The 23161-nt window shown below is 62.4% G+C and carries 19 protein-coding genes; 8 read left to right on the top strand and 11 right to left on the bottom strand.

Annotated elements, in window-relative coordinates:
• Positions 1-155 precede the first annotated feature (155 nt).
• Both MUN81_RS21925 and MUN81_RS21920 read left to right on the top strand, forming a co-directional pair.
• Positions 156-1094, top strand: coding sequence for a J domain-containing protein (locus MUN81_RS21925; protein WP_245114303.1), 939 nt, complete (start codon positions 156-158; stop codon positions 1092-1094).
• Between the two features lie 12 nt (positions 1095-1106).
• Positions 1107-1430: a chaperone modulator CbpM gene (locus MUN81_RS21920; protein ID WP_245114301.1), complete on the top strand. Its 324-nt coding sequence runs from the start codon at positions 1107-1109 to the stop codon at positions 1428-1430.
• A 157-nt stretch (positions 1431-1587) separates the two neighbouring features.
• Here MUN81_RS21920 and MUN81_RS21915 read toward each other — a convergent pair whose 3' ends face one another.
• The 9 genes from MUN81_RS21915 to MUN81_RS21875 all read right to left on the bottom strand — a co-directional run bounded on the left by MUN81_RS21915 (position 1588) and on the right by MUN81_RS21875 (position 12355).
• A complete protein-coding gene (locus MUN81_RS21915) occupies positions 1588-2454 on the bottom strand; it encodes a metallophosphoesterase family protein (protein ID WP_245114300.1) in 867 nt (288 codons plus the stop codon).
• Positions 2447-3802, bottom strand: a complete 1356-nt coding sequence (locus MUN81_RS21910; protein ID WP_245114297.1) for a sodium:solute symporter — start codon at positions 3800-3802, stop codon at positions 2447-2449. The genes MUN81_RS21915 and MUN81_RS21910 overlap by 8 nt, the downstream gene beginning before the upstream one ends.
• 10 nt (positions 3803-3812) lie before the next feature.
• Positions 3813-5261, bottom strand: a complete 1449-nt coding sequence (locus MUN81_RS21905; RefSeq protein ID WP_245114295.1) for a SusD/RagB family nutrient-binding outer membrane lipoprotein — start codon at positions 5259-5261, stop codon at positions 3813-3815.
• A 16-nt stretch (positions 5262-5277) separates the two neighbouring features.
• Positions 5278-8493, bottom strand: a complete 3216-nt coding sequence (locus MUN81_RS21900; protein ID WP_280638243.1) for a SusC/RagA family TonB-linked outer membrane protein — start codon at positions 8491-8493, stop codon at positions 5278-5280.
• 395 nt (positions 8494-8888) lie between these two features.
• A complete protein-coding gene (locus tag MUN81_RS21895; protein ID WP_245114292.1) occupies positions 8889-9638 on the bottom strand; it encodes a ZIP family metal transporter in 750 nt (249 codons plus the stop codon).
• Positions 9639-9796: 158 nt separating this feature from the next.
• Positions 9797-10162, bottom strand: coding sequence for a hypothetical protein (locus MUN81_RS21890; RefSeq protein WP_245114291.1), 366 nt, complete (start codon positions 10160-10162; stop codon positions 9797-9799).
• Between the two features lie 77 nt (positions 10163-10239).
• Positions 10240-10872: a YcxB family protein gene (locus MUN81_RS21885; RefSeq protein WP_245114289.1), complete on the bottom strand. Its 633-nt coding sequence runs from the start codon at positions 10870-10872 to the stop codon at positions 10240-10242.
• A gap of 136 nt (positions 10873-11008) precedes the next feature.
• Entirely contained in the window at positions 11009-11875 is an 867-nt protein-coding gene (gene nadC, locus MUN81_RS21880) for a carboxylating nicotinate-nucleotide diphosphorylase (RefSeq protein WP_245114288.1), read from the bottom strand.
• Positions 11876-11953: 78 nt separating this feature from the next.
• A complete protein-coding gene (locus MUN81_RS21875) occupies positions 11954-12355 on the bottom strand; it encodes a DUF4783 domain-containing protein (protein WP_245114286.1) in 402 nt (133 codons plus the stop codon).
• Positions 12356-12539: 184 nt separating this feature from the next.
• On the opposite strand from MUN81_RS21875, the gene gpmI reads away from it, so the two are divergent.
• Together gpmI and MUN81_RS21865 are read left to right on the top strand one after the other, a co-directional pair.
• Positions 12540-14081, top strand: coding sequence for a 2,3-bisphosphoglycerate-independent phosphoglycerate mutase (gene gpmI, locus MUN81_RS21870; RefSeq protein WP_245114284.1), 1542 nt, complete (start codon positions 12540-12542; stop codon positions 14079-14081).
• Entirely contained in the window at positions 14074-14664 is a 591-nt protein-coding gene (locus MUN81_RS21865; RefSeq protein WP_245114282.1) for a hypothetical protein, read from the top strand. Before gpmI ends, MUN81_RS21865 begins: the two co-directional genes overlap by 8 nt.
• A 21-nt stretch (positions 14665-14685) precedes the next feature.
• Here MUN81_RS21865 and MUN81_RS21860 read toward each other — a convergent pair whose 3' ends face one another.
• Together MUN81_RS21860 and prfA are read right to left on the bottom strand one after the other, a co-directional pair.
• A complete protein-coding gene (locus MUN81_RS21860; RefSeq protein WP_245114279.1) occupies positions 14686-16251 on the bottom strand; it encodes a hypothetical protein in 1566 nt (521 codons plus the stop codon).
• A 105-nt stretch (positions 16252-16356) separates the two neighbouring features.
• The gene (gene prfA / locus MUN81_RS21855; RefSeq protein WP_198975568.1) at positions 16357-17430 is read right to left on the bottom strand and encodes a peptide chain release factor 1; all 1074 of its coding nucleotides are present in this window, start codon (positions 17428-17430) and stop codon (positions 16357-16359) included.
• A 114-nt stretch (positions 17431-17544) separates the two neighbouring features.
• Here prfA and thrA point away from each other — a divergent pair, with 114 nt between their 5' ends.
• From thrA to MUN81_RS21835, 4 genes are all read left to right on the top strand, one after another.
• Positions 17545-19989 carry a bifunctional aspartate kinase/homoserine dehydrogenase I gene (thrA, locus tag MUN81_RS21850; RefSeq protein ID WP_245114276.1) on the top strand — a complete coding sequence of 815 codons (2445 nt, stop codon included), beginning with the start codon at positions 17545-17547 and terminating at the stop codon, positions 19987-19989.
• An 82-nt stretch (positions 19990-20071) separates the two neighbouring features.
• Positions 20072-21001, top strand: coding sequence for a homoserine kinase (locus MUN81_RS21845; RefSeq protein ID WP_245114273.1), 930 nt, complete (start codon positions 20072-20074; stop codon positions 20999-21001).
• 11 nt (positions 21002-21012) lie between these two features.
• The gene (gene thrC / locus MUN81_RS21840; RefSeq protein WP_245114272.1) at positions 21013-22308 is read left to right on the top strand and encodes a threonine synthase; all 1296 of its coding nucleotides are present in this window, start codon (positions 21013-21015) and stop codon (positions 22306-22308) included.
• Between the two features lie 69 nt (positions 22309-22377).
• Positions 22378-23061, top strand: coding sequence for a DUF3365 domain-containing protein (locus MUN81_RS21835; protein WP_245114269.1), 684 nt, complete (start codon positions 22378-22380; stop codon positions 23059-23061).
• The last annotated feature ends 100 nt before the right edge of the window (positions 23062-23161 follow it).

The raw sequence follows: 23161 nt of genomic DNA, 5'->3' as shown, positions 1-23161 counted from the left end.
TGCAGCTGGGCCCGAAGGCGGCTAAGGTTGAGCTGCGGCCGGGGCTGCCCACGCCCGGGCGCACCGCCCAGCCGGCCAGATAACCAAGCTGCCGCCGCAGCGAATAACTTGCTGCCGTTCCGGTCATTCGGCCATCCTCCCAAGGACTTTTCGCAATGGATTACAAAGACTATTACAAGACGCTGGGCCTCGACAAAACGGCTACGCCCGAACAAATCAAGAAGGCCTATCGCAAGCTGGCCCGCCAGCACCACCCCGACGTCAACCCCAACGACAAAACGGCGGAACAGAAGTTCAAGGAAATCAACGAGGCCAACGAAGTCCTCAGCGACCCCGACAAGCGCAAGAAATACGACCAGTTCGGAGCCGACTGGCAGCGCTACCAGCAGCAGCCCGGCGGCGGGGCTGGCCAGCCCGGCGGGGGCTTCGACTGGAGCCAGTACACCCAGGGCGGCGGCGGCGGCTTCGGCGGCAGCCAGGGCAGTCCCTTTGGCGAGGGCGAGGACTTCTCCGACTTCTTCAGCTCCCTGTTTGGCGGCATGGGCGGCGCCGGGGGCGGCCGCAGCACCCGCCCCGGCGCCGGCCAGGACTATCAGGCCGAGCTGGAGCTGAGCCTGGAAGAAGCCTACCGCGGCGGCCCGCGCACCATTACGGTGAACGGCAAAAACCTGCGCCTCACCATTCAGCCCGGCGTGGCCGACGGCCAGACCATCCGGCTGCGCGACCAGGGCGGCCCCGGCCGCAACGGCGGACCCAACGGCTCGCTGCTCATCACCTTCCGCATTCGGCCCGACGCCCGCTACGCCCGCACCGGCGACGACCTCACCCAGGACGTGCCCGTGAGCGTGTACAAGGCCCTGCTGGGCGGCGAGCAAACCGTGGACACGCTCAGCGGGCCCGTCAAAATCAAGCTCAAGCCCGAAACCCCCAACGGCACCCGCCTGCGCCTGCGCGGCAAAGGCTTTCCCGTGTACCGCAAGAACGGCCAGTTCGGCGACCTCTACCTGCGCCTGAACCTGACGCTGCCCCAGCACCTCACCGACCAGGAAAAAGACCTCATCAAGCAGCTGGCGGCCCTGCGGCCCGACGCCTAACCCCTTGTTGTTATGGAAACGCACCTCATCACCCTCACTTTCCAGGAGTGCAACGTTCGCTACGGCCTGGCGCCGGCCGAGCTGCACGAGTTCCTGCAGGCCGGCCTGCTGCGCGCCGCTCCCGCGCCCGAAACCGTCATCGTGGACGAGCCCGACGACCTGCCCCGCCTAGCCCGCCTCTACCACGAGCTCAGCCTGCCCCCCGAAGCACTGGATGTAATCCTGGCCATGCGCCAACGCCTCGTGCGCCTGCAGGCCCTGTTGGCCCACGAAACGGCCCGCGCCCGGCAGCTGGAAAACTTCCTGCGCGGCAGCGGGGCGGTGGAAGAGCTGTGAGTCGTTGAGATTCGCCTTCGTGCAGTTAGAATAAATATTGTTCTCACGAACTCCGTCTCAGCTGCGTTTTGTCAACAGTAGCTCGTAGACGAGTTACTTGGACTAGCTTTTGACTTTAGCAGTCGATTGGGCACCTGGTATTGGGCAACTCAGCAGTCTAGCCCAAAGAGCCGTTTAGTTCAGTCGCTTCATAATGCAGCGCAATAGCCCGGCCTTGTAAAGCCTTCTCCGCTTCTGGCAAAATTTCGCAGTTATCCCAGATGCCCGTTAGGAGCGTTTCGGCATAAGAATCGGGGAGCCCATTTGCTTGCATTAGCCGATGAGCCTTGCCGTTGTCATAGGTAAAGGCGTGAAAGGCGTAGCTAAACTGCCTATTGGTGTCATCGAGCAGCAGATACCAGACCCGCGGGGTGCCATCGTTGGCGGGCATCCCAATCACGCCCGCGTTGAGCCAGCATTTGCCGGCTTGCTCATCGGCAAAGGGCAGTCCGGCGTGGCCGGCCAGTATCACCTCGGCCCCGGTAATGGCAAAGCTGGTTTCTTTCACCGGCCAGGGTGTTGATGCGAATACGAAATCGGCGATGCCGGTGGCCGCACCGTGCAGCACGGCTACCGCCTTGGCCGCATACCGGAAAGACAATTGGAGCGGCAGGGTGTTCAGCCAAGCGACCGAGTCCGCCGATAGGTTCCGCACCGCGTAGGGAAACCAGGCGCGCGACAACAGGTCGCACCGGCTGCCCTCGGCGAAGTTGCAGCCGCAGTCGTCTTCGCCCCGGATGATGTTCTGCTCCACATTGCCCTGAATGGCGTGCACCCCCCAGTCTTTCACAAACTGCACTGCTGCTTCGGGTTGGGCGCAGTAGCCCACGATGTCGCCGGTGCAGATGACGTTGCCCGCCGGAATCTGCAGCTGGTCGGCAATGTCTTTGAGCGCCTCCAGCGCCTGTAGGTTGGAGTAAGGCCCGCCGAAAACGAGCAGCCGGCCGCTGCGCGTGCCGAGGTCTGTGGTAAGTGGGCTATCCATGATGTGGCTTTTTGGGGAGAAGAGCACAGAGCCCGAATACGCCGAAACAGAAAGCGGACGTAATCAGGTTCGTGCTGAGCAGCGCCCCGTATTTGCCGTCGCCCAGGTGCAAGGTATCGGGCAGCGGAAACAGCGTCAGCAAACCGCCTAGCACAAGGCCGCCAATGACCGATAGGTGAAAAGCCAGGCGCGGGACGGGCACATTCCAGAACAAAAACACGGGGGCCAGGCCCAGCACCAGCGTACCGCTGATGGTGGTGGCCGACAGAATGGCGGGGTTGAAAAACACCGGGATGGTGCCTAGCACTGTCAAAATCACCATGGCCCACCGTCCTCGCGATACGCTGGGCACGGCCGCTTTGCTCAGGTCGATGCTGATTAGTTTGGAGAAGGAGGCCATGGCCGAATCCAGGGTCGACGAGGCTGAGGTAACCATGATGAGGTTCATCAGCAGCAGCATCGGCACCCCGAAGTACCGCGCCACGGCCACCGGGGCCTCACCGGTCAGGCCGTTGAGCTTGGCGAAGATGCCCACGAAGCTAAAAAAGATGATGCAGCCCGAGCCGATGGCCCCCGCCCAGAGGTAGGACCGCAGCGTGGTGCGCGTGTCGGAGATAAACCCCCGGTCGGTGAGCACCGGGTCGTGGAACGGGTAGCTGAAGCACTGCACCAGGGCCACCAGCAGCAAATCGACTCCCTGCCCCAAGGTCCATTCTCCACTGCTCAGAAAGGGCTGCAGGCTGCCCCCGTACTGCGGCAGGATAAACCCCAGAATGACCGTGAGCAGCACCACGAAGAGCGAGAGCTGAATCACGTCGGTCATAATCGAGCTGCTCATGCCGCCTTTGAGCGTGTAGGCCAGCGTGAGCAGAGTAAACACCACAATGGCCACGTAGTAAGCAGACGTGCCCTGGGCACCAAAATAAGAGCCGATGACGATGGTGTTGGACCAGATTTCGTTGTACAGCCGAATGATAATCAGGAAGGTGAAGACGACCACCGCCCCCGCGCCATACTTCGATTCCAGAAAATGGTGGATGCTGCGGTAGCCCCCTTTGCTGCGCATGGACACAATGACAAAACCGGCCACCAAAAACGACAGGTAGTACCCCGCGTAGGCCACGCCCCCCACCAGCCCGAAGCTTTGGCCCAGGTTGGCGGCATTGGTAATCGACTTGGCAAACAGCCAGGAGATGACCAGACTACTCGTCAGGAAAACAGTGTTGGGGGTGCGCTCTTTGCGGGCGCCCCGGAAAAATTCGGGCGCGGTGCGCGACAGCGGCGACACCAAAAACAGCGTGATGCTGGAGGCCAGGACCAAGGCCCATTGCCACAGGGTTGTGCTCATACGGGGGGAATCAGCGAGCCCACCACACGGGGACGTTGATGCTGTTGTTCTGGGTGTTGGCGGCCGCTATTTTGTACTGCGTCGCGTTCAGCGCACTCTCTGTGCCGGGGTAGGGCATGCGCACGGGAATCAGCCCATTATTGAGGCTGGCTGAAACCGTTTTCAGGCGGGGAAATCCCGTGCGGCGGTACTCGTTCCACCCTTCGTAGCCGTTGTTGAGGTTATGCAGCCATTTCTGCGTCAGTATCTGCTCGATGGGGTTCTGGCCGTTCTGCCCGTACGCCACCTTGGTGCTGGTGAGGTAAGTGGCGGGCAGCGCCGTGCCCCAGTAGGCAAACGACTGAGTAATGCCCTGCTCATACAAGGTCCGCGCCGATGCGGACACCAGCCCGCGTTGGGCAGCTTCGGCCAGCCAGAAGCTGGTTTCGGCCGCAGTCATGTAGCTGGCCGATAAACGGTCCGAGTTTTCCCGGAAGATGGTTCCTGTGAACGAGTAATCGGCCAACGAGATGGAGAGTTTTGAGGCATCGGGTCCGTTCAACAAGCCTTTGTAGGCACCCGGATTGGCCGCCGTGGGCCGAAAGTACGTTGCCACCCGGGCGTCGCCCAGCCCCGCGAGCAGTTCTTCGCTGGTTTTGGACATGATGAACAGGTTATAATCACCGATGCGGGCCGTCGCCATGCGGAAGTTATTGGGCTGCGTCAGCGAGAATCGGAATGCGGCATTGTCCGCATTCGTCTTGATGTAGTTGCCGTCGGCCACGACTTTTTGCAGGGCTGCTTGCACGTTAACCTTACCTGATATGCGCATCAGGTATTTAATTTTCAGCGAGTTGGCAAACAGCACCCATTTGCTGCGGTTGCCACTGTAGAGCAGGTCGCCGTCGAGCGCCGTCGCCCCGTTGTAGTTGTTGATGGAGGCAATGCCCTTATCAAGGTTGTCGAGGATGCCGCCAGGGGCCGTGTAGATGGATTCCTGGCTGTCGTAAGCCGGCGTAATCACTCCGGTTTGGCCCTGCAGCGCCTGGCTGTAGGGCACGTCGCCATACAGGTCCGTCAGTTGGGCGGCGAGGTAGGCTTTCAGAATCAGGGCCGGCCCTTCGTACACCCCGAAAGCCGCATTGGCGCGCGCTTTTTGCAGCAGAATCTCGTTGTCGCGCAGGTTGCTGTACAGAAACGGCCAGGGATTGCCGCCGTACTGCGGCTCGCTCAGGCTGTGCCGGTCGAAGAGGTTGAAGTCGATGGCCGTGAAGTACTGCCCCAGCAGGTTGCCCGCCACGAAGGCTTCGTACGACATCTGCTCGCCGTAGTCGAAGATGACTTTGCGCAGCAGCAGCGACGGTTGCACATCGACCGGCGCGTTGGGGTTCGTGTTGATTTCCTCGAATCTATCCGTGCAGGCGGGCAAAACGCCCGCCAGTGCGGTCAGCAGCAGGACGCTGTATATTTTCCGTTTCATGTTCGGGTGGTGGGGCTTAGAAGTTCGCGCTGAGCTTCAGGCCCACGTTGCGGGTGGTGGGGTAGGTCATGTCCTCGACGCCCGTCTGCAGTTGATTTTGCTGGAAGGAGGTCTGCTCGGGGTCGAAGTGCGGGATGTGCGACAAGGCCAGCAGGTTCCGGCCGATTAAGGCAACGGTCAGCCGCTGCGTGTGCAGCTTGTTGGTCAACCATGCCGTCTGCGGCACCGTGAAGCCGATGGTGAACTCCCGCAGCTTGACGTAGGAGGCATCGTAGGTGCTGTTCTCCTCGTTGTTGCGGTCGTAGTACATCCGGTAGTAGGTTTCGGCCGGAATGGCCTTCGTATTTGGCTGGTAAATCGGGTTTTCGGGGGTGCCCACATTCACCACGCCTTTGGCCACAATGCCGGCATCGGGCCGGTCAGCCGTTTCAATCAGCTGACCCGCCACGCCGGCCAGCGCCAGCGTCCGCGACACCAGAATGCCGCCCTGTCGCCAGTCGAGCAGAAAGCCGACATTGAAATTCCCGACGCTGAATTGGTTCGACAGCCCTACCATGAAATCGGGGTTGTAGTTGCCCAGTTTCTTGAGCGTGTTGTCGGCAATGTACTGCCCGTTGCTGCCCACAATGAAGTCGCCCTGCGGGCTGCGCAAGTAGCCCGTGCCCCACATGTCGCCCATGCGGTCGCCTTGCCGCACCTGGTACCACACCGTCTGGTTCACGTTGTCGTAGATGCGGTTGTAGCCCAGCGTCAGGGTCCCGGCTTCCGGGGGCAGCGACACCACGGTGGTCCGATTCCGGCTGAAGTTCAGGTTCACATTCCAGCGGAAGCGGCTTGTCTGAATGGGCGTGGCGTTCACCACCGCCTCGATGCCCCGCGAGCGCACCTCGCCCCCGTTGATGACCCGCTCGCTGTAGCCCGTGGGGATGGCAATAGGCAGCGACAGAATCTGGTTGCTGGTGCGGGAATCGTAATAGGTCAGGTCGAAACCCAGCCGGTCGTTGAGGAAGCGGACATCAGCCCCAAATTCCAGCGAGGTAATCGACTCCGGTTTCAGGTTGGTGTTGGCAATGGTGCTCTGGGCGCTGAACGCCGGCTGCGAAAAAACCGGGTTCCGGGCATTGTACACCCCCGCGGTCTGGTAGGGGCCGGTGTCGTTGCCGACGTTGGCGATGCTGGCCCGCACTTTGGCAAAGGACACGACCATGGGCAGCCGGAACTGGTTCGACAGCACCCAGCTGGCCGAGGCCGACGGGTAGAAAAAGGCCGTATTGGCCGTCGACGTGGGCGTAGCCAGGGCGCTCGACCAGTCGTTGCGCCCGGTGATGTCGACAAACAACACGTCCTTATAACCCAGCTTGGCCAGGGCGTACAGGCTGTTGATGCGCTTGCGGCCGCTTTGCTGGTAGACCTCTACCGGCGAGGCGGCGTTGTTGAGCTTGAACACGCCCGGCTGCGCCAGCGTCAGGGCCTGGTATTGGTTGAACGAAGTCGATTGGTCCATGCGGTTGCCGCCCGCCGACACGTCGAGCGACAGCGGCCCCAGGCTGCGAGTGTAGTTCAGCAGGAAGTCGGTGTTGATTTCCCGGAAAAACACGCCGTTCTCGGCGTAAGCGCCGCTCTTGAAGCGGTTGCTGCTGAAGGCCCGCCGAAACTGGCGGTTCTCATTGGAGTAGTCCATGCTGCTCCGCACCATCAACGTCAGGTTGTTGGCCAGCTCGGCCGTGAGGGCCAGGTTGCCGATGAGCCGGTCGCGGTCAAACGAATTCCGGTTTTCGTAGAGCGTAAAATAGGGGTTGTCGAAGTAGGTGTAGTTGTAGGAAAATTGCTGAATGCCTTCCAGCCCCGGCTGCCAGTACTGCTTCATGGGGTTGATGTCGGTTTGGCGGCCCAGCCAGGCACTCAAGGCGTAGTTGGTGTTTTCCGACCCGTACTTGGTGGCGGGGCGGTTTTTGCTGCCGCTGTTGATGTAGTTAATCGAGGAGCTGATTTTCAGGCGCCGGGCCGGGTCAAACTGCAGGCGGGCGGCCAGCGTTTTGCGCTTGAGGTCCACCCCCGGAATAATCGACTGGCTGTTGAGGTCGGTGTAAGAGAGGCGGTAGCTGCCTTTGTTGTAGTCGCCCGCAACCGCCAGGTTGTTGATGGCCGTATGCCCTGTCTGGTAAAAATCCTTCAGGTTGTTGGGGTGCGACACAAACGGCGTCGGGGTGATGGGCAGGCCGCTATAGAGCTTGGTATCGGCGCCGCGCACCACCTGGCCGTTGGGCAGGGTCACGGGACTGTCGTACTGCGGCGTCAGCACGCCCGCGTCCAGCTTCGGGCCGTAGCTGTACGAAATATTGTCGTTGACGCCCCCGCCCAGGCCGTCGACGTACTTAAACGCCCCGCTGTTCCCTTGCCCGTAGCTGTTCTGAAATCGAGGCAGCTGAAACGGCTGCTCGGCGTAGAAGGTGCTGTTGAAGCTCACCCCAATGCCTTTGCCCGCCGACGCTCCGTCTTTGGTCGTAATCAGGACGACCCCATTCGAGGCCCGCGTGCCGTAGAGCGCCGCCGCGCTGGGTCCCTTCAGCACCGTCACCGACGCCACGTCGTCGGGATTGATTTCGCCCGCCCCATTGCCGAAATCAATCTCCTGAAACCCGTTGGCATCGTCGTCGACCCGGTTGACCACCGTGGCGTTGTTTATGATAATGCCGTCGACCACAAACAGGGGATTGTTGTTGGTAAAGGACGATTCGCCTCGGATGGTAATCCGCGACGACGCCCCCACCCCGGTTGAGCCAGCCGTGACCATGACGCCCGCTACTTTACCCGAGAGGTTGTCGAGAAAATTAGAAGCCTTTACCTCGCTCACCTGTCGGGCATCTACTTTCTGCACCGCGTAGCCCAGGCTTTGGGCGTTGCGCTCCAGCCCCAGGGCCGTCACGACGACCTCATTCAGGGCAAGGCCCGCCACCAGTTTAACCGTCAGGTTGGTCTGCCCCGTGAACGGGACTTCCTGCGATTTGTAGCCCAGGTACGTAACAACAAGTAGGTCGGCTGGCTGGAGATTGGTCAGCGTGAACGTTCCCGCAGCGTTTGTGAGCGTACCGGCCTGCGTGCGTTTTACCTGCACGCTGGCTCCTGGTATCGGTTGGGAAAATTCAGCGTCTAGTACCTGCCCGGTGAGTTTCTGGGCAAACGCAGCTACAGACAACGAGGAAAATAGGGCAATGAGTAATAATGGTCGCATCTAAGGATTTAGTCGAGGGAGGACATTTGGGCAATCTACGGACAAAGAGGGGGGTAGTGGATTCATGAGATGCTCAAGGGGCTTGGTCCCAGCGAGTGACAATGTTTTCTCGGGGTTTGAATTCCGCACTGACCTTTGGAACAAATACTCCACGGCAACGCCCGCGCGGCGGCGATACCAAGCGCCATTCAATACAATCAAGAGAGCCTGCTATAGCCCAATGGCAGTGGGCGCCTACGCGAGGGATAGGTGTCCGGGCGTTGCCGAAAGATGTGGCTCGGCCTCCAACACCGGGGAGACGGTGGCGCGCCGTCGCCGGAAAGACAGTGCCCCTGGCCACGGGTGCACCCAGGCAAGAGCACATACACGGGATGTTTTTACTGCCGTAGTAGAAGCTACGCTACGGCCAGCGCCAGCAGCAGCCCGGCCAGCGTGGCGCCCAGCTTGGGCCAGTTGAGCCGGTGCTCCGGGCTGGTTTCAAACAGAATGGTGGTGGACACGTGCAGGAAATTGCCAGCCACCAGACCCAGCAGCGACGCATACAGCCCACTGCTCAGCAGCTTGCTCAGCACCACGTAGTTGCTGAACACGATGCCCACGGGCGAGGCCAGCGCAAACACCAGCAGCCCCGGCCACACCCGCCGGAAGCTGCCCAGCCGCAGCCGCAACAGGGTGGCCAGCGCGAACGCGGCCGGCACGTGATGCAGGGCCACGCCCACTACAATGGCGTAAAAGTTCTGGCTTATCTGGCCCACCTCGGGCGTTTTGACTAGGATGCTGCCTTCCAGAAACGAATGCACCACCAGCGCCGCCAGCAGTAAAAACGGCACCCGGCTCACGCCCGTGTGCGCCCCGTGGGCTGGCTCGTGGTGCACGTGCCCGTGCTCCACGCCCTGCGACAGCACTTCCAGCAGCAACTGCCCGAAAAAGCCCGCCAGCACCCAGTAGCCCACGCGGGCGGGCTGCTCGGGCAGCAGCTGCAACGCCTCCGGCAAAATGTGCGTGACCGTGAGCGTAAACAGGTAAGCCCCGCTAAAGGCCAGCAGCGGCTTCAGCCACCGGCTGCCCTGCGTCACCGGCACCCAGGCCGCCGCTGCGCCCGCGCCCAGCACCGTCAGCAGCAACAAAAAAATAGCAAACCCCATGATAGTCAATGAGGAATGAAGAATGAAGAATGAGGAATGCAGAACCAGACAGCGCCGGTTTTGCATTCCTCATTCCTCATTCTTCACTCAAAAACAGGAGCATCCCCACCAGCGGCGAGGCTGCCACCCAAATACGTAGCCGGGCGGTGCGCCGCGGCTTAGCGCTGAATCTCGTGCCCGTTGGCGGCGGTGTCGGCCTGGCTCGATTTGCCGGCGTCGTTCATTTTGCCGCGCTTGCGCAGGCCCTCCTCGGCGTTGGCCGAAATGGTCGATTCCACCTTGGGCTGCGGGCGCACGTCGAGGTCGGCCGCCGAGTTGACGGGTTCCGTGATGGCCGCGCCTTTGGCCTGGTTGGGAGCGTAGGCCGTGTTCTGGTCGAAGTTGTCGCTAGAGCGGGTGCCCGGCGCAACCAAGTCGACGGATACTTTGTCGTCGGGACGCCAGTCGGAGGGCTCGCTGCTGCAGGAGGTCAGAGCCAGGGAAGCGGCGGCCACGGCCAGCAGCAAGGTGGGGGTCAGTTTCATCGGGGTAAAATTAGCAGGGGGTTGATTTCGAAAACAAACGAACCGGGCACTGTCCCGTCCGCATACTGCCGCCGGAATTAAACGGTTGTGGCGCCGGCTTCGGCGGGCAGCAGGTTTTTGCGGCGCAGCAGGGCCTCAAACAACTTCAGGTCGTTGGGCGAGTTGAAGATGCGCTGGGGCAAATGTAAAAACACCGGCACGTCGAAAGTGCGCGCCAGCCACAGGCGCCAGGCGGCCAGGCCTTCGGGCGGCGTGCCGGGCTTCAGGTAGAGCAGGTAGGCGTCGGCGTCGCGGCGGGCGCGGTCTATCATGTCCCAGTTCAGCTGCATGGCTTTGCCTTCCTTTTCGGGGCCCACGCGCAGCAGCAGCTGCTTGTTGTCCATCTCAAATGCCATGCGCTCAAACAGGGGCTTGCTTTGCTCCATCTGCGTAATGCCCGTCACCTGCGCCGAGCGGAACAGTACGAACAAAATGGTGAGCACGACGGCCAGGGCAATCCACCACCACGAAGGCAGGAAAATGGCCGGCAGCAGGCCCAGCACAAACGGAATGAGGGCGTACACCCAGTCTTTTTTCCACACTTCGCCCATCACCATCTTGGTGTAGGCGTCGGTGGTGAGCTGCGATTTCTTGGTGCGAATGGCCAGCGGCGATGCCTGCTGGGCTTGGCGGAAGCCGCCGCCTCCGCCCCGTTGGTTGGGTTGGTTCATGGTATAGTAATGCTAGCGCCGGAACGTCATGCAGAGCGCAGCGAAGCATCTCGCGTGCAGTGTGCAGTAGTAATTCAATCGATTAAGTCACTGCTCCGAGCGAGATGCTTCGCTGCACTCTGCATGACGTTCTATTTCAATATGCTTTCAAGCTCAAATCGAGGCTCTTAACTGAATGGGTGAGGGCCCCGACGGAGATATAGTCGACGCCCGTCTGGGCTACTTCGGCAATGGTTTGCTCGGTGATGCCGCCGCTGGCCTCGGTGGGGTAGCGCCCGGCCACCAGGGCCACGGCTTCGCGCAGCAGCTCGGGGCGCATGTTGTCGAGCATGATGCGGGTGATGCCGCCAGCGTCCAAAGCCTGCTGCACCTCGTCCAGCGAGCGGGTTTCGATTTCGATGGGCAACTGCCGACCCGTTTGCTCCAGGTAGGCGTGCGTGGCGGCAATGGCCTGGGCAATGCCGCCGGCGTAGTCGACGTGGTTGTCCTTCAGAATAATCATGTCGAACAGCCCGTAGCGGTGGTTCACGCCGCCGCCGATGAGCACGGCCCACTTCTCGCACAGCCGGAAATTGGGCGTGGTTTTGCGGGTGTCGAGCAGCTTGGCATTGGTGCCGGCAATCAGGTTGTTCAGGTGGGCCGTGTAGGTGGCAATGCCGCTCATGCGTTGCATGCAGTTGAGCACCAGCCGCTCGGCGGTGAGGATGCTGCGCGCCGGGCCTTCCACCGTGAAGGCGATGTCGCCGTGCTTCACGCGGGCACCGTCGGCCAGCAGGGGCGTCATGGTGAGCGTGGGGTCGACTTCGGCAAAAATCAGCGGAGCCAGCGCCATGCCGGCCAGCAGGCCTTCGCCTTTCACCAGCAGGTGGGCGCGGTTGCGCGCCTCGGCCGGAATGGACGCCAGGGCGGAATGGTCGCCGTCGCCCACGTCCTCGGCCAGGGCCGTGCGGATGAAAGTGGTCAGGGCCTCGGGCGTGAGGTAGGAAGCGGGTGGGGTTTGCACAGTGCAAAGGTACGGCCCTTGCGGCGGTGGCGAAAGCCAAACAAAAAGCCCCGACCTAATCAGGTCGGGGCTTCGGGCTTATTCTTTGGTAAAGTCCAGCGTGTCAATCAGCGGGGCCCCGCGCGAGGGCTTCAGCTTCACAAACAAGCGGTAGGTGCCGGTCTTGCCCGTATAGCGCCCGATGGCATACTGAATGCCTTCGCCGCTCTGGCCCTGGTGGATAAACTCAAACGTGCTGGGCGCGTTCTTGGCGAAGATGTCCTTCATCACAATCTCGGCCTGCGTGGAGTTATAGCTCTGCTTGTCGCCGTCGAAGCCAATCTCCACGGTGGGAGCAAAATACTGCGACAGCTCGCGGGAGGAACCATTGCGCAAGGCGGCGCGCACGGCCCCGAGGTTATCAGACTGCGCGTGGGCCGCGCCCAAGCCCAGCAGGAATAGCCAGCTTAAAAATAGCGTTCTAAACAAATAGCGTTTCATTATCGGGGTAATAAGTGCGTCATACGCGGCGGATTTGAAGCCAAAATGGTGCCAGGATAGAAAACAGACCTGTTATTCAGCCCGTAAAGTTTGCGAGTAAACTTAACAGAAAGAAAAACAAGGCCAAGCGGCCGCGAAGATAGATAATTCCAACCCATGGGCGGACCGGCCGTATCTTCGCGCCATGAATAAGCAGGTTTTGTTGGTGATTTTGGATGGGTGGGGCATTGCCCCGAATGCGGCCGTTTCGGCGGTGGATGCGGCTAATACGCCGTTCTATCATGCGCTGTTGCAGCGTTATCCGCACAGCACCTTGCAGGCTTCGGGCGAAGCCGTGGGCCTGCCCGAGGGCCAGATGGGCAACTCCGAGGTGGGCCACATGAACATCGGGGCCGGCCGCGTGGTCGACCAGGAACTGGTGCGCATCGGCAAGAGCATTCGGGAGCGCAAGCTGGGCCAGATGCCCGCGCTGGTGAAAGCCTTTGAATACGCCACGGCCAACGACAAGCCGCTGCACCTCATCGGCTTGCTGAGCGACGGCGGCGTGCACTCGCACATCGACCACGTGAAGGCCCTCTGCACCATTGCCCACGAGGCCGGTGTGCGCCGCGTGTTCGTGCACGCCTTCACCGACGGGCGCGACACCGACCCCAAGAGCGGCGTGCGCTTCATCAACGACCTGGAGCAGCACAACGAGCGCAACGGCGCCAAAATCGCCTCGGTGGTGGGCCGCTACTACGCCATGGACCGCGACCGCCGCTGGGAGCGGGTGAAAGTGGCCTACGACCTGCTGGTGAACGGCGTGGGCACGCCCTCGCAAAACCTGATTCAGAGCGTGCAGGAGCAGTACAAGGACGGCGTGACCGATGAGTTTCTGAAACCCATTGTGAAAACCGGCGCCGACGGCCAGCCGCTGGCCACCATTCAGGACGGCGACGTGGTGCTGTGCTTCAACTTTCGCACCGACCGCGGCCGTGAAATCACGGAAGTGCTGACCCAGCAGGACATGAATGCATTTCAGATGCATCGCCTCAACCTGCACTACCTCACCCTAACCAACTACGACGACACGTTTGTGGGCGTGACGCCCATTTTTGAGAAGGACAACCTGAATAATACACTCGGCGAGGTGCTGGCCGACCACGGCAAAACCCAGATTCGCATTGCTGAAACCGAGAAGTACCCGCACGTGACATTCTTCTTCTCGGGCGGCCGCGAAAACGAGTTTGTGGGTGAAAAGCGCATCCTGCGGCCCTCGCCCAAAGTGGCGACCTATGACCTCCAGCCCGAAATGAGCGCCGCCGACCTGCGCGACGCCCTGATACCCGAGCTGCAGGCCAAGTCGGCTGATTTTGTGGTGCTCAACTTCGCCAACCCCGACATGGTGGGCCACACCGGCGTGTTCGAGGCCGTGGTGAAAGCCGTGGAAACCACCGACCAGTGCGCCCAGGCCGTGGTGGAAACCGCCCTGGCCAACGGCTACGCCAGCATCATCATTGCCGACCACGGCAATGCCGAGTTCATGCGCAATGCCGACGGCTCGCCCAACACCGCGCACACCACCAACCTGGTGCCCTGCATCCTGGTCGACAACGACTACCGCGGCACGTTGGCCGACGGCAAGCTTGGCGACCTGGCCCCCACCATCCTGGAGCTGATGGGGGTGCCCAAGCCGCTGGAAATGACGGGCCAGAGCATCCTCCGTCCCGCCACGCCGAATGCGTAAGGACGGGAGAAAAGGGCTTGGGGCGGTGCTGCTGGCCGGTGTGGGCCTGCTCGCCACGGCCTGCGGCGACGCCAGCCCGGCGGCGCCGGCTCCCCGGCGGCCGCTGTACTTCGATGTGAAAGGCCTGCTGACCCGTCAGGTAGAGCAGCTGGACCGCCGCCATGCCGCCGTGACCAAGCGCGTGAGCCTGCGCGGCGGCGCCCTCGAAACCGTGCGCGTGCCCGCCGTGAAGTGGAACGACGAACTCCAGATTCTATTCCAGGCCGACATCAACAAAGCCGCCCTGCGCGGCGCTTACGCCGTGGATTCGGTGGTACTGCCCACGGGCGCGGTGCGCCGCACCTATACCCGCCGCCCCGGCCAGCCCAACGCGCCGGTGGCGCAGCTATCGGTGGTGCAGCAGGGCGCAGTGCCCCAGGAAGTAGCTGCCACCATCGAGCAGGACAACCCGCTTTTTTCGGCGCAAAAGCAGTTGCGGTTCCAACTGCAAAACGGGCAGCTCAGCCACTACGAAGTGCAGGGAACCCAGAAGCTGGTGCTGTTCGATACGCTGCGCTACTCCGCGGCCGGGCAGGTAGAGTAGGGGCCTTGCGGGCACACGGGTTTACCGGTGCTCATAGGCACCTATAGTGGGCTGGGCGGTGTTGCGCGGCAGGTTGAGCAGGTCGCGGGCCGGTAAGTTGCCGCCCACGGGCGTGCGCCGGGGAGTAGCGGCCTTGGAAGCGGCTTGCAGGGAGTAGTCGGGCCGGCTGGAGGTGAGCGTGGTGCGCACAAACAGCGGGTCCTCGTTGATGATGTTTCTGCGAGTGGGAAGCGCCAGGCCGGGCTTGTCAGCCGCGTCGGTTTCAGCCTTGTAATCCTGGGTGCGCAGCAGGGAGTTGCTGATGTTGAGCAGGCTGTAAGCGCTGCTGTTTTTCAGCAATAGCTCGTCCTCATAGGAGCCCCACACAATGGAATTGCGAATGGTGACGCTGGTGGGGCCGGTCTTGGTATCGTCGCTGGCCAGCTCATTGGTGAAGGCCAGCGAGGCCGTTTCGCGACGGAAGGAAGGCGTGTAGTTGGCGAAGGTGCAGAAGTTGAAATCGTACACGCCGCCGCCCACGCCCAGCACCGCGTACTCGCCGCAGTTGGTGAACAGGCAGTTGGTGGCCGTCACGTCGCCGGAATAGCTGATGATGCCGCCGCCCGTGCTGGCATTAGCGTTGGCAAACGAAACATTGGCCCCGGAAATGTTGCGGATGACCGTATTGTCCAGCACCAAGTTGGGGTGCCGCGGGGCGGTGTTATCCGGATTGTAAAGCAGTGCCCCAAACGTGGCGTTCTTGATTTCGGCGTAGCGAATGCGGTTGCCGATGCTGTTGGGGGTGAAAATGATGCCGCCCCATTGCCCCGGCGCATCGGCGTATTGCGGCTCCAGCCGGTCGCCGGTAAAGCGCACGATGTTGGGGTTGTTGGCCTTTACCGAGTCGTTGCTAGTGCCCGTGGGCGGCACAAAGTCCTGGCCCACCAGCAGGCGGCCATCCACCTGCAAATAGGCGCCGGCGTGGGAATAAATGCGGGCGCCCTTCGGAATGGTGAGCGTGATGCCCTGCAGCACAGCCACGCCCACCGGATAGGCCTGCCCGCCGCCTGGCGGCACATAATTGGCGTTGATGATGACGTGCGGCTTATCGGTAGGCCACGTGGTGTCTACCCGAATCAGGTCGGCGCGGTGGAAATAGGCGTTTTGCCCATAGGCCACCAGCTTCACTTTCTGCTCGTTGCCGTTGGTGCGGAAGCGTACTTCGTCTTCCACCAGAAACTTTTTGGCCACGGTGGCTTGCCCGTTGTCGCCTAAGGTGGCGCGTACCAGCACCAGCAGGCTGTCGTTGCCCCGCACGGTGATGTTGTTCACCACCGGGCCCGCGTCGCCGTTGATAATCAGCGAGTAGGTGTTGCCCGCCAGGCCGGCCAGGCTCACATCGGTTTTCACCGCGCCGCCGTTGCGGTTGTACACCCACACGCGCTTGGTCACGGTTTTGATGGTGGTGAACACCGTGTCGAACAGCACCGTGTCGGCCCCCATTTCCAGGCTGCCCGAGGTCTGAATCAGGTCCTCCTTGGGCTCGCAGCCGGGCAGGAAGGTGAGCAGGCAACTCAGGATGAGAAACAGCGGGAAGAGGTAGCGCATAGAGGATAACAGGCTCGCGGGCCGGGGCGCCGAACAAACGATGAAACCAGAAAAAATTGCAAAAGCGCCGGCAAGTGCCGGCGCTTTTATCTGGGGTGGACCTTCTTACTTGGTCACGCCTTCCTGCAGGCGCTCGGCGCTTTCGGCCAGGCGCAGCTGCTCCACGAAGTCGTCCACGTTGCCTTCCATCACGCTGGCCAGGTTGTAGACGGTGTAGCCGATGCGGTGGTCGGTCACGCGGCCCTGCGGGTAGTTGTAGGTGCGGATTTTGTCGCTGCGGTCGCCGCCGCCAATCATGCTTTTGCGCACGGCGCCGTCGGCTTCGTTTTTCTTGGCCAGCTCCATCTCGTACACGCGGGAGCGCAGCACGGCCAGAGCTTTGTCGAAGTTTTTGAGCTGCGACTTCTGGTCCTGGCACTGGGCCACGAGGCCGGTGGGCAAGTGGGTGAGGCGCACGGCCGAGTAGGTGGTGTTTACCGACTGGCCGCCGGGGCCGCTGGAGCAGAAGTAGTCCTTGCGGATGTCGCTCATGTTGAGCTCGATGTCGAATTCCTCGGCTTCCGGAATCACCACCACCGAAGCCACGCTGGTGTGGATGCGGCCTTGGGTTTCGGTGGCCGGCACGCGCTGCACGCGGTGCACGCCGCTCTCAAACTTGAGCTTGCCGTACACGTCCTCGCCGCGCACGCCCACGATGATTTCCTTGTAGCCGCCGGCCGTGCCTTCCATGGCGTCAATTAGCTCCATTTTCCAGCCCTGCTTTTCGGCGAAGCGCATGTACATGCGCTGCAGGTCGCCGGCAAAAATGGCGGCCTCGTCGCCACCCGCGCCGGCCCGGATTTCCATGATGACGTCCTTGGAGTCGTTGGGGTCTTTGGGCAGCAGCAGGTCCTTGATGACTTCTTCGAGGCGCTCCTGCTCGGGCTGCAGCTCGTCGAGTTCGGCCTTGGCCATCTCGCGGAAGTCCTGGTCCTTCTCGGTGGCGATGACTTCGCGGGCGTTTTCGATGTTGCTGAGCACCTGCTGGTAATTGCGGTATTCGGCCACAATCTTGCCCAGTTCCTTGTATTCCTTGTTCAGGGCCTTATAGCGCTTCAGGTCCGACATCACGTCGGGCTGCATCAATTCCTCGTTGACGTTTTCGTATCGTTGATTGATGGCTTCTAATTTATCCAGCATCGGGCGTTCGGTATTTAGTCAGTAGTTTGCAAAGATACTGAATCTAAACACCGCTATGTAGGCCGGACGTTCATTCAGCATCATAACCCAACCGCCGCCCGTCGGCCTGAGTGTATGCACGTGTTGAAATTCGGAGGCACGTCGGTGGCCTCCGCCGAGAATATCCGCAAGTCGCTGGCCATCGTGGCCAAAGCGGCCGAACAAGGTCCGGTGGTGATGGTGGTGTCGGCCCTGGGCGGCACGACTGATGGCGTGATTGGGGCCGGGCGGGCCGCCGAACAAGCCAACGAGGACTTTCGCGAGGCCCTGCAGCAGCTAGAGGAGCGGCACGTAACTGCGGCCCACGACCTGCTGGGGGCCGATGCCCAGCACTCCGCCATTGCCCACATCCAGGCCCAGTTCGATGAGCTGAAGCAGCTGTGCGACGGCATTTTCGCCCTCGGCGAACTGTCGAACCGCACCCTCGACCGGCTCATGAGCTACGGCGAGCTGCTGTCGTCGCAGCTCATCGCCACTGCCGCCCAGGCGTACGGCCTCGACGTGGTGTGGGCCGACGCCCGGCAGCTGATTCGGACCAATTCGCGCTTCGGCATGGCCGAGGTGGACATGGGCACGACCGAAAAGCAGGTGGCCGAATTTCGCGGTAATCATTCGGCCAACGTGTGGGTCGTGCCCGGCTTCATCGCCGCCGACGCCCACGGCGCCGCCACCACGCTCGGCCGCGGCGGCTCCGACTACACCGCCGCCCTGCTGGCCGCGGCCCTCGACGCCGAAAAGCTGGAAATCTGGACCGACGTGAGCGGCATGATGACCGCCGACCCGCGCCTCGTGCGCGGCGCCCGGCCCATTGCCCGCATCAGCTACCAGGAAGCCATGGAGCTGTCGCACTTCGGCGCCAAGGTGCTCTACCCGCCCACCATTCAGCCGGTGATGCGGCGCGGCATTCCGCTCTGGATTAAAAACACCTTCGCCCCCGACGATTACGGTACCCTGGTGGAAGTGGAGCCGCCGCGCACGCCGGCCGTGGTGCAGGGCATCTCCAGCATCGGCAACCTCACGCTGCTGAACCTGGAGGGCAGCGGCATGGTGGGCATTCCAGGCTTTTCGATGCGGCTGTTTGCGGCTTTGGCCCGCGAGCGCATCAACGTGGTGCTCATCACGCAAAGCTCGTCGGAGCATTCCATCTGTGTGGGCGTGAACGCGCAGGACGCCGGCCTGGCTAAAATAGCCGTGGACGAAGAGTTTGCGGTGGAAATTGCGGCGGGCCGCATCGAGCCGCTGCGGCCCGAAACCGACCTGGCCATTGTGGCCCTGGTGGGCGAAAACATGAAGGACCATCCCGGCATCAGCGGCAAGCTGTTTGGGGCGCTTGGGCAAAACGGGGTAAACATCCGGGCCATTGCGCAGGGCGCTTCGGAGAAGAACATCTCAACGGTCATTCGGGCCGCCGACGTGCGCAAGGCCATCAATGTGCTGCACGAAGCCTTTTTTGAAGCCACCAAGAAGCAGGTGAACCTCTTCATTCTCGGCCCCGGCAATGTGGGCAGCAAGCTACTGGAACAGCTGGCCCGCCAGCAGCCTCATTTGCTCGAAAAAATGGGCCTGCAGGTGCGCGTGGTGGCCATTGCCAACAGCCGCCATTGCCTGGTGGACGAAAATGGCCTCGACCTGACGGCCTGGCCCGCCGAACTGGCCCAGGCGCCGGCCCAGACGCTTAACGAGTTCAAGGAGCTCATCATCAGCCGCAACCTGCGCAACTCCATCTTCGTGGACGTGACGGCCAACCCGGCCGCTGCCGGCATCTACGCCGACTTGCTGGCCAAGAGCGTGGCCGTGGTGGCCTGCAACAAGGTGGCCGCGTCGTCGGACTACGCGCACTACGCCCGGCTCAAGAGTCTGTCGAAAGAATTCAACGCCAGCTACTTGTTTGAGACGAACGTGGGCGCGGCCCTGCCTGTCATCGGCACGCTCAACGACCTCACGCGCAGCGGCGACGTGGTGCGGCGCATGGAGGCGGTGCTTTCGGGCACGCTCAATTTTGTGTTCAACCACTACGACGGCACGCGGCCCTTTGCCGAGGTGGTGCGCCAGGCCCAGGCCGAAGGCTACACCGAGCCCGACCCGCGCCTCGACCTGAGCGGCACCGACGTGGCCCGCAAAATCCTCATCCTGGCCCGCGAAGCCGGGCAGGTGATGGAAATGGCCGACATCGAAATCAACGGTTTTCTGCCGCCAGCCTGCCTGGAAGGGGATGTGGAAGCCTTCTACACGCAGATGGCCGCGCACGAAGCGCACTTCCGCGCCCTCTATGACGAAGCCGCGGCCGCCGGCAAGCGCCTGAAATTTGTGGCGCGCTACGCCGATGGCCGCGCCAGCGTGGGCCTGCAAACCGTGGCGCCCGGCCACGACCTCTACGACCTGCGCGGCAAAGACAACGTGGTGCTCTTCTACACCGACCGCTACGTGGAGCAGCCGCTGGTGGTGAAGGGCGCCGGGGCTGGCGCGGAAGTAACGGCCAGCGGCGTATTCGCCGACATTATTCGCGCCGCGCGGCTTTAAAATCAGTGAACAGTTAATAGTGAGCAGTGAACAAGCAATGGCTCATGGTTAACTGCTCACTGTTAACTGTTCACTAAAAGTCATGCCTGATTCCGTTCTCGTTCATTCCCCCGCCACCCTTTCTAACCTTGGCTGTGGCTTCGATGTACTGGGCCTCGCCCTTGAGGCTCCTTACGATGCCGTGCGCGTCACGCTGAGTGCCACGCCCGGCGTCCGCATCCAGCACCTCGACCCCTATAACCTGCCCACCGACCCCGCGCACAACGTGGCGGGCGTGGCTTTGCTGGCCATGCTGCAAGCCGCGCCCGATGCCGTGGGCTTCGACGTGGAAATTACCAAAGGCATCAAGCCGGGCAGCGGCGTGGGCAGCAGCGCCGCCAGCGCCGTGGGCGCCGTGGTGGGCGCCAATGCGCTGCTGCATAACCGCTTCAGCAAAATGGAGCTGGTTGATTTTGCCATGGAAGGGGAGGCCGTGGCCTCGGGCGCGCGGCACGCCGACAACATTGCGCCGGCCGTGTTCGGCGGCTTCACGGTGGTGCGGGCCGTGACGCCGGCCATCGACATTGTCGCTTTGCAGTCGCCGCCGCTGTGGGTGGCCGTGGTGCACCCCCAGATTGAAGTCAAAACCAGCGACTCGCGCAAAGTGCTGCCCACCGACGTGCCCCTGAAGCTGGCCACACGCCAATGGGCCAACGTGGCGGGCTTGGTGTCGGGTTTCCTAACGGCTGATTATGACCTGATAGGCCGCTCGCTGGACGATTACATCGTGGAGCCGGCCCGCCTGCCGCTCATTCCCGGTCTGGCCGAGGCCCGCCGGCGGGCCTTGGCCGCCGGGGCCATCGGCGGGGGCATATCGGGCTCGGGCCCGTCCATCTTCATGCTGAATAAGACGGCGGCAACGGCGCAAACGGTAGGCACGGCCATGGGCGAGGTGTTCGCCGAACTTGGGATTGAATTCCACGTCTATGTAGGGCCGGTGGCCACGCAGGGCGCGCGGGTCGTTTCAGCCTAAAGCATTGATTAATGAAATACTACAGCCTCCGCCACCAGTCGCCGCGGGTTGATTTTCGCACGGCCACGGTTACCGGCCAGGCGCCGGACGGCGGCCTGTATTTCCCCGAAACCATCCCGAAGTTCCTGCCGGGCTTCCTGCGCGAGCTGCGCACCCTGAGCAAAGCCACGGTGGCCCTGAACGTGATGCAGCCCTACGTGGGCGACGCCATTCCGCCCGCCGATTTGCTCCGCATCTGCGCCGAGGCGGTTGATTTCGACTTTCCGTTGGTGCCCGTGACGGAGGGTGTGGCGGCGCTGGAGCTGTTTCACGGGCCCACGTTGGCGTTCAAGGACGTGGGGGCGCGGTTTATGAGCCGCTGCCTGGGCTACTTCGCGCAGCGCGGCGACACCCCGCCCGTGACCGTGCTGGTGGCCACTTCCGGCGATACCGGCGGGGCCGTGGCCAGCGGCTTTCTGGGCGTGCCGGGGGTGGAGGTTGTCATTCTCTACCCTTCGGGCAAGGTGAGCCCGGTGCAGGAGCAGCAGCTCACCACCCTGGGCCAGAACATCACGGCGCTGGAAGTGCAGGGCACCTTCGACGATTGCCAGGCGCTGGTGAAGCAGGCGTTTCAGGACGCAGAGCTGAGCAAGCGGCGCTTCCTCACGTCGGCCAACAGCATCAACGTGGCGCGCTGGCTGCCGCAGCAGCTCTATTACTGCTTTGCCGCGCAGCAATGGCCAGAGGGCGCCGCGCCGCCGGTGGTTTCGGTGCCCAGTGGCAACTTTGGCAACATCTGCGCCGGGCTGCTGGCGCGGGCGTCGGGGCTGCCGCTGGGGCATTTCATTGCGGCCTGCAACGCCAACGAGCCCGTGCCGGCCTACCTGCGCACCGGCACCTTTGCGCCGCGCCCGGCCGTGCCCACTTTTTCCAACGCCATGGACGTGGGCAACCCCAGCAACTTTGCCCGCATTCTGGAGCTGTTCGATAACGACCTGGGCAAGATGCGCGCCGCGCTGGGCGCCGATACGGTGAGTGACGACGACACCGTGGCCGCCATTCGGCAGGTGTGGAACGAAAAAGGCTACCTGCTCGACCCGCACGGCGCGGTGGCCTACACGGCCTTGCGCCGCTACCAGGCCGAAAACGCTGGGGCTGCGGGCATGATTCTGGCCACGGCCCACCCCGTGAAATTCCCAACCGTGGTGGAGCCCATTCTGGGCCAGCCCATTCAGCTGCCCGAGGTGGTGCAGGCCCTGCAGGGCCGCGCCAAACGAAGCGTGCCCCTGGCGGTTGACTACGAAGAACTGAAAGCTTTCTTGTCTTAGGAACGAGCCATCCGGGCTTGGCCTTTACCGAACATGCCACACTCAACGCACCGTAGCCTAGCTACTTATTTGTCAACCACTCGCCTCGGGGCCATGCTCGTGCTGGCCGCCCTGGGGGCCTGCCGCCCCGACCAGGTAGAGCACCTCAAGGACACCAAGCGCATTGGCATCGAAACCGCCAACTGGGAGGTGAAGCGCATCATGCCCAAGGAACTGCTGAAGTCGGCGCGCTGGGCCGGCGACTCCCTCACCGCCACCGCCGACACGCTCCTGCGCCAAACCCTGGCCCGAGAACTGGCCGCGGGCGGCGTGGCCCGCGCCGCCGCCTTCTGCCGGCCCGAAACCTACCGTTCGGTCGATTCATTGGCCAAGGTGCTGAAGGCCACCGCCCGCCGGGTGAGCCCGCGCCCGCGTAATCCGGCCAGCCAGGGCATATTATCGGCCGCAAGCATGGTCACGGACACCACGCGCACGGTCACACGCGAGTCGCAGGAGGTGTTTTTTTACCAGCGCCCTGTTGTGCTGAACAACGCCTTGTGCCTGCGCTGCCATGGCGAAGTGGGCAAGGACATTTCAAAGGCCGATTACGCCCTTATTCAGCAGCAGTTTCCGAAGGACCAGGCCACCGGCTACCGCCTGGGACATCCCATGGGCGCCTGGCAGCTCAGCCTGCGCCGCGACGGCGTGGCCGAATTCTGGACCATGAAAACGCGCAAAAAGTGGAAGGAGCACAAAATGCCCAAGCTGTTTTGAGCGCGGCTTGAGCAGCCACCACAGTTCGAATTAGCTGCGCCATCTTTTTGTTTAAGCGCTTGTCTGCAGCCTTCATCAGGACCGTAAACGCAAAAAAGCT

The organism is Hymenobacter sp. 5317J-9 (assembly GCF_022921075.1).
Taxonomy (GTDB): Bacteria; Bacteroidota; Bacteroidia; order Cytophagales; family Hymenobacteraceae; genus Hymenobacter.
Note: the sequence above shows the minus strand (reverse complement) of the source record. Positions and strands in the feature narration are given on the sequence as shown.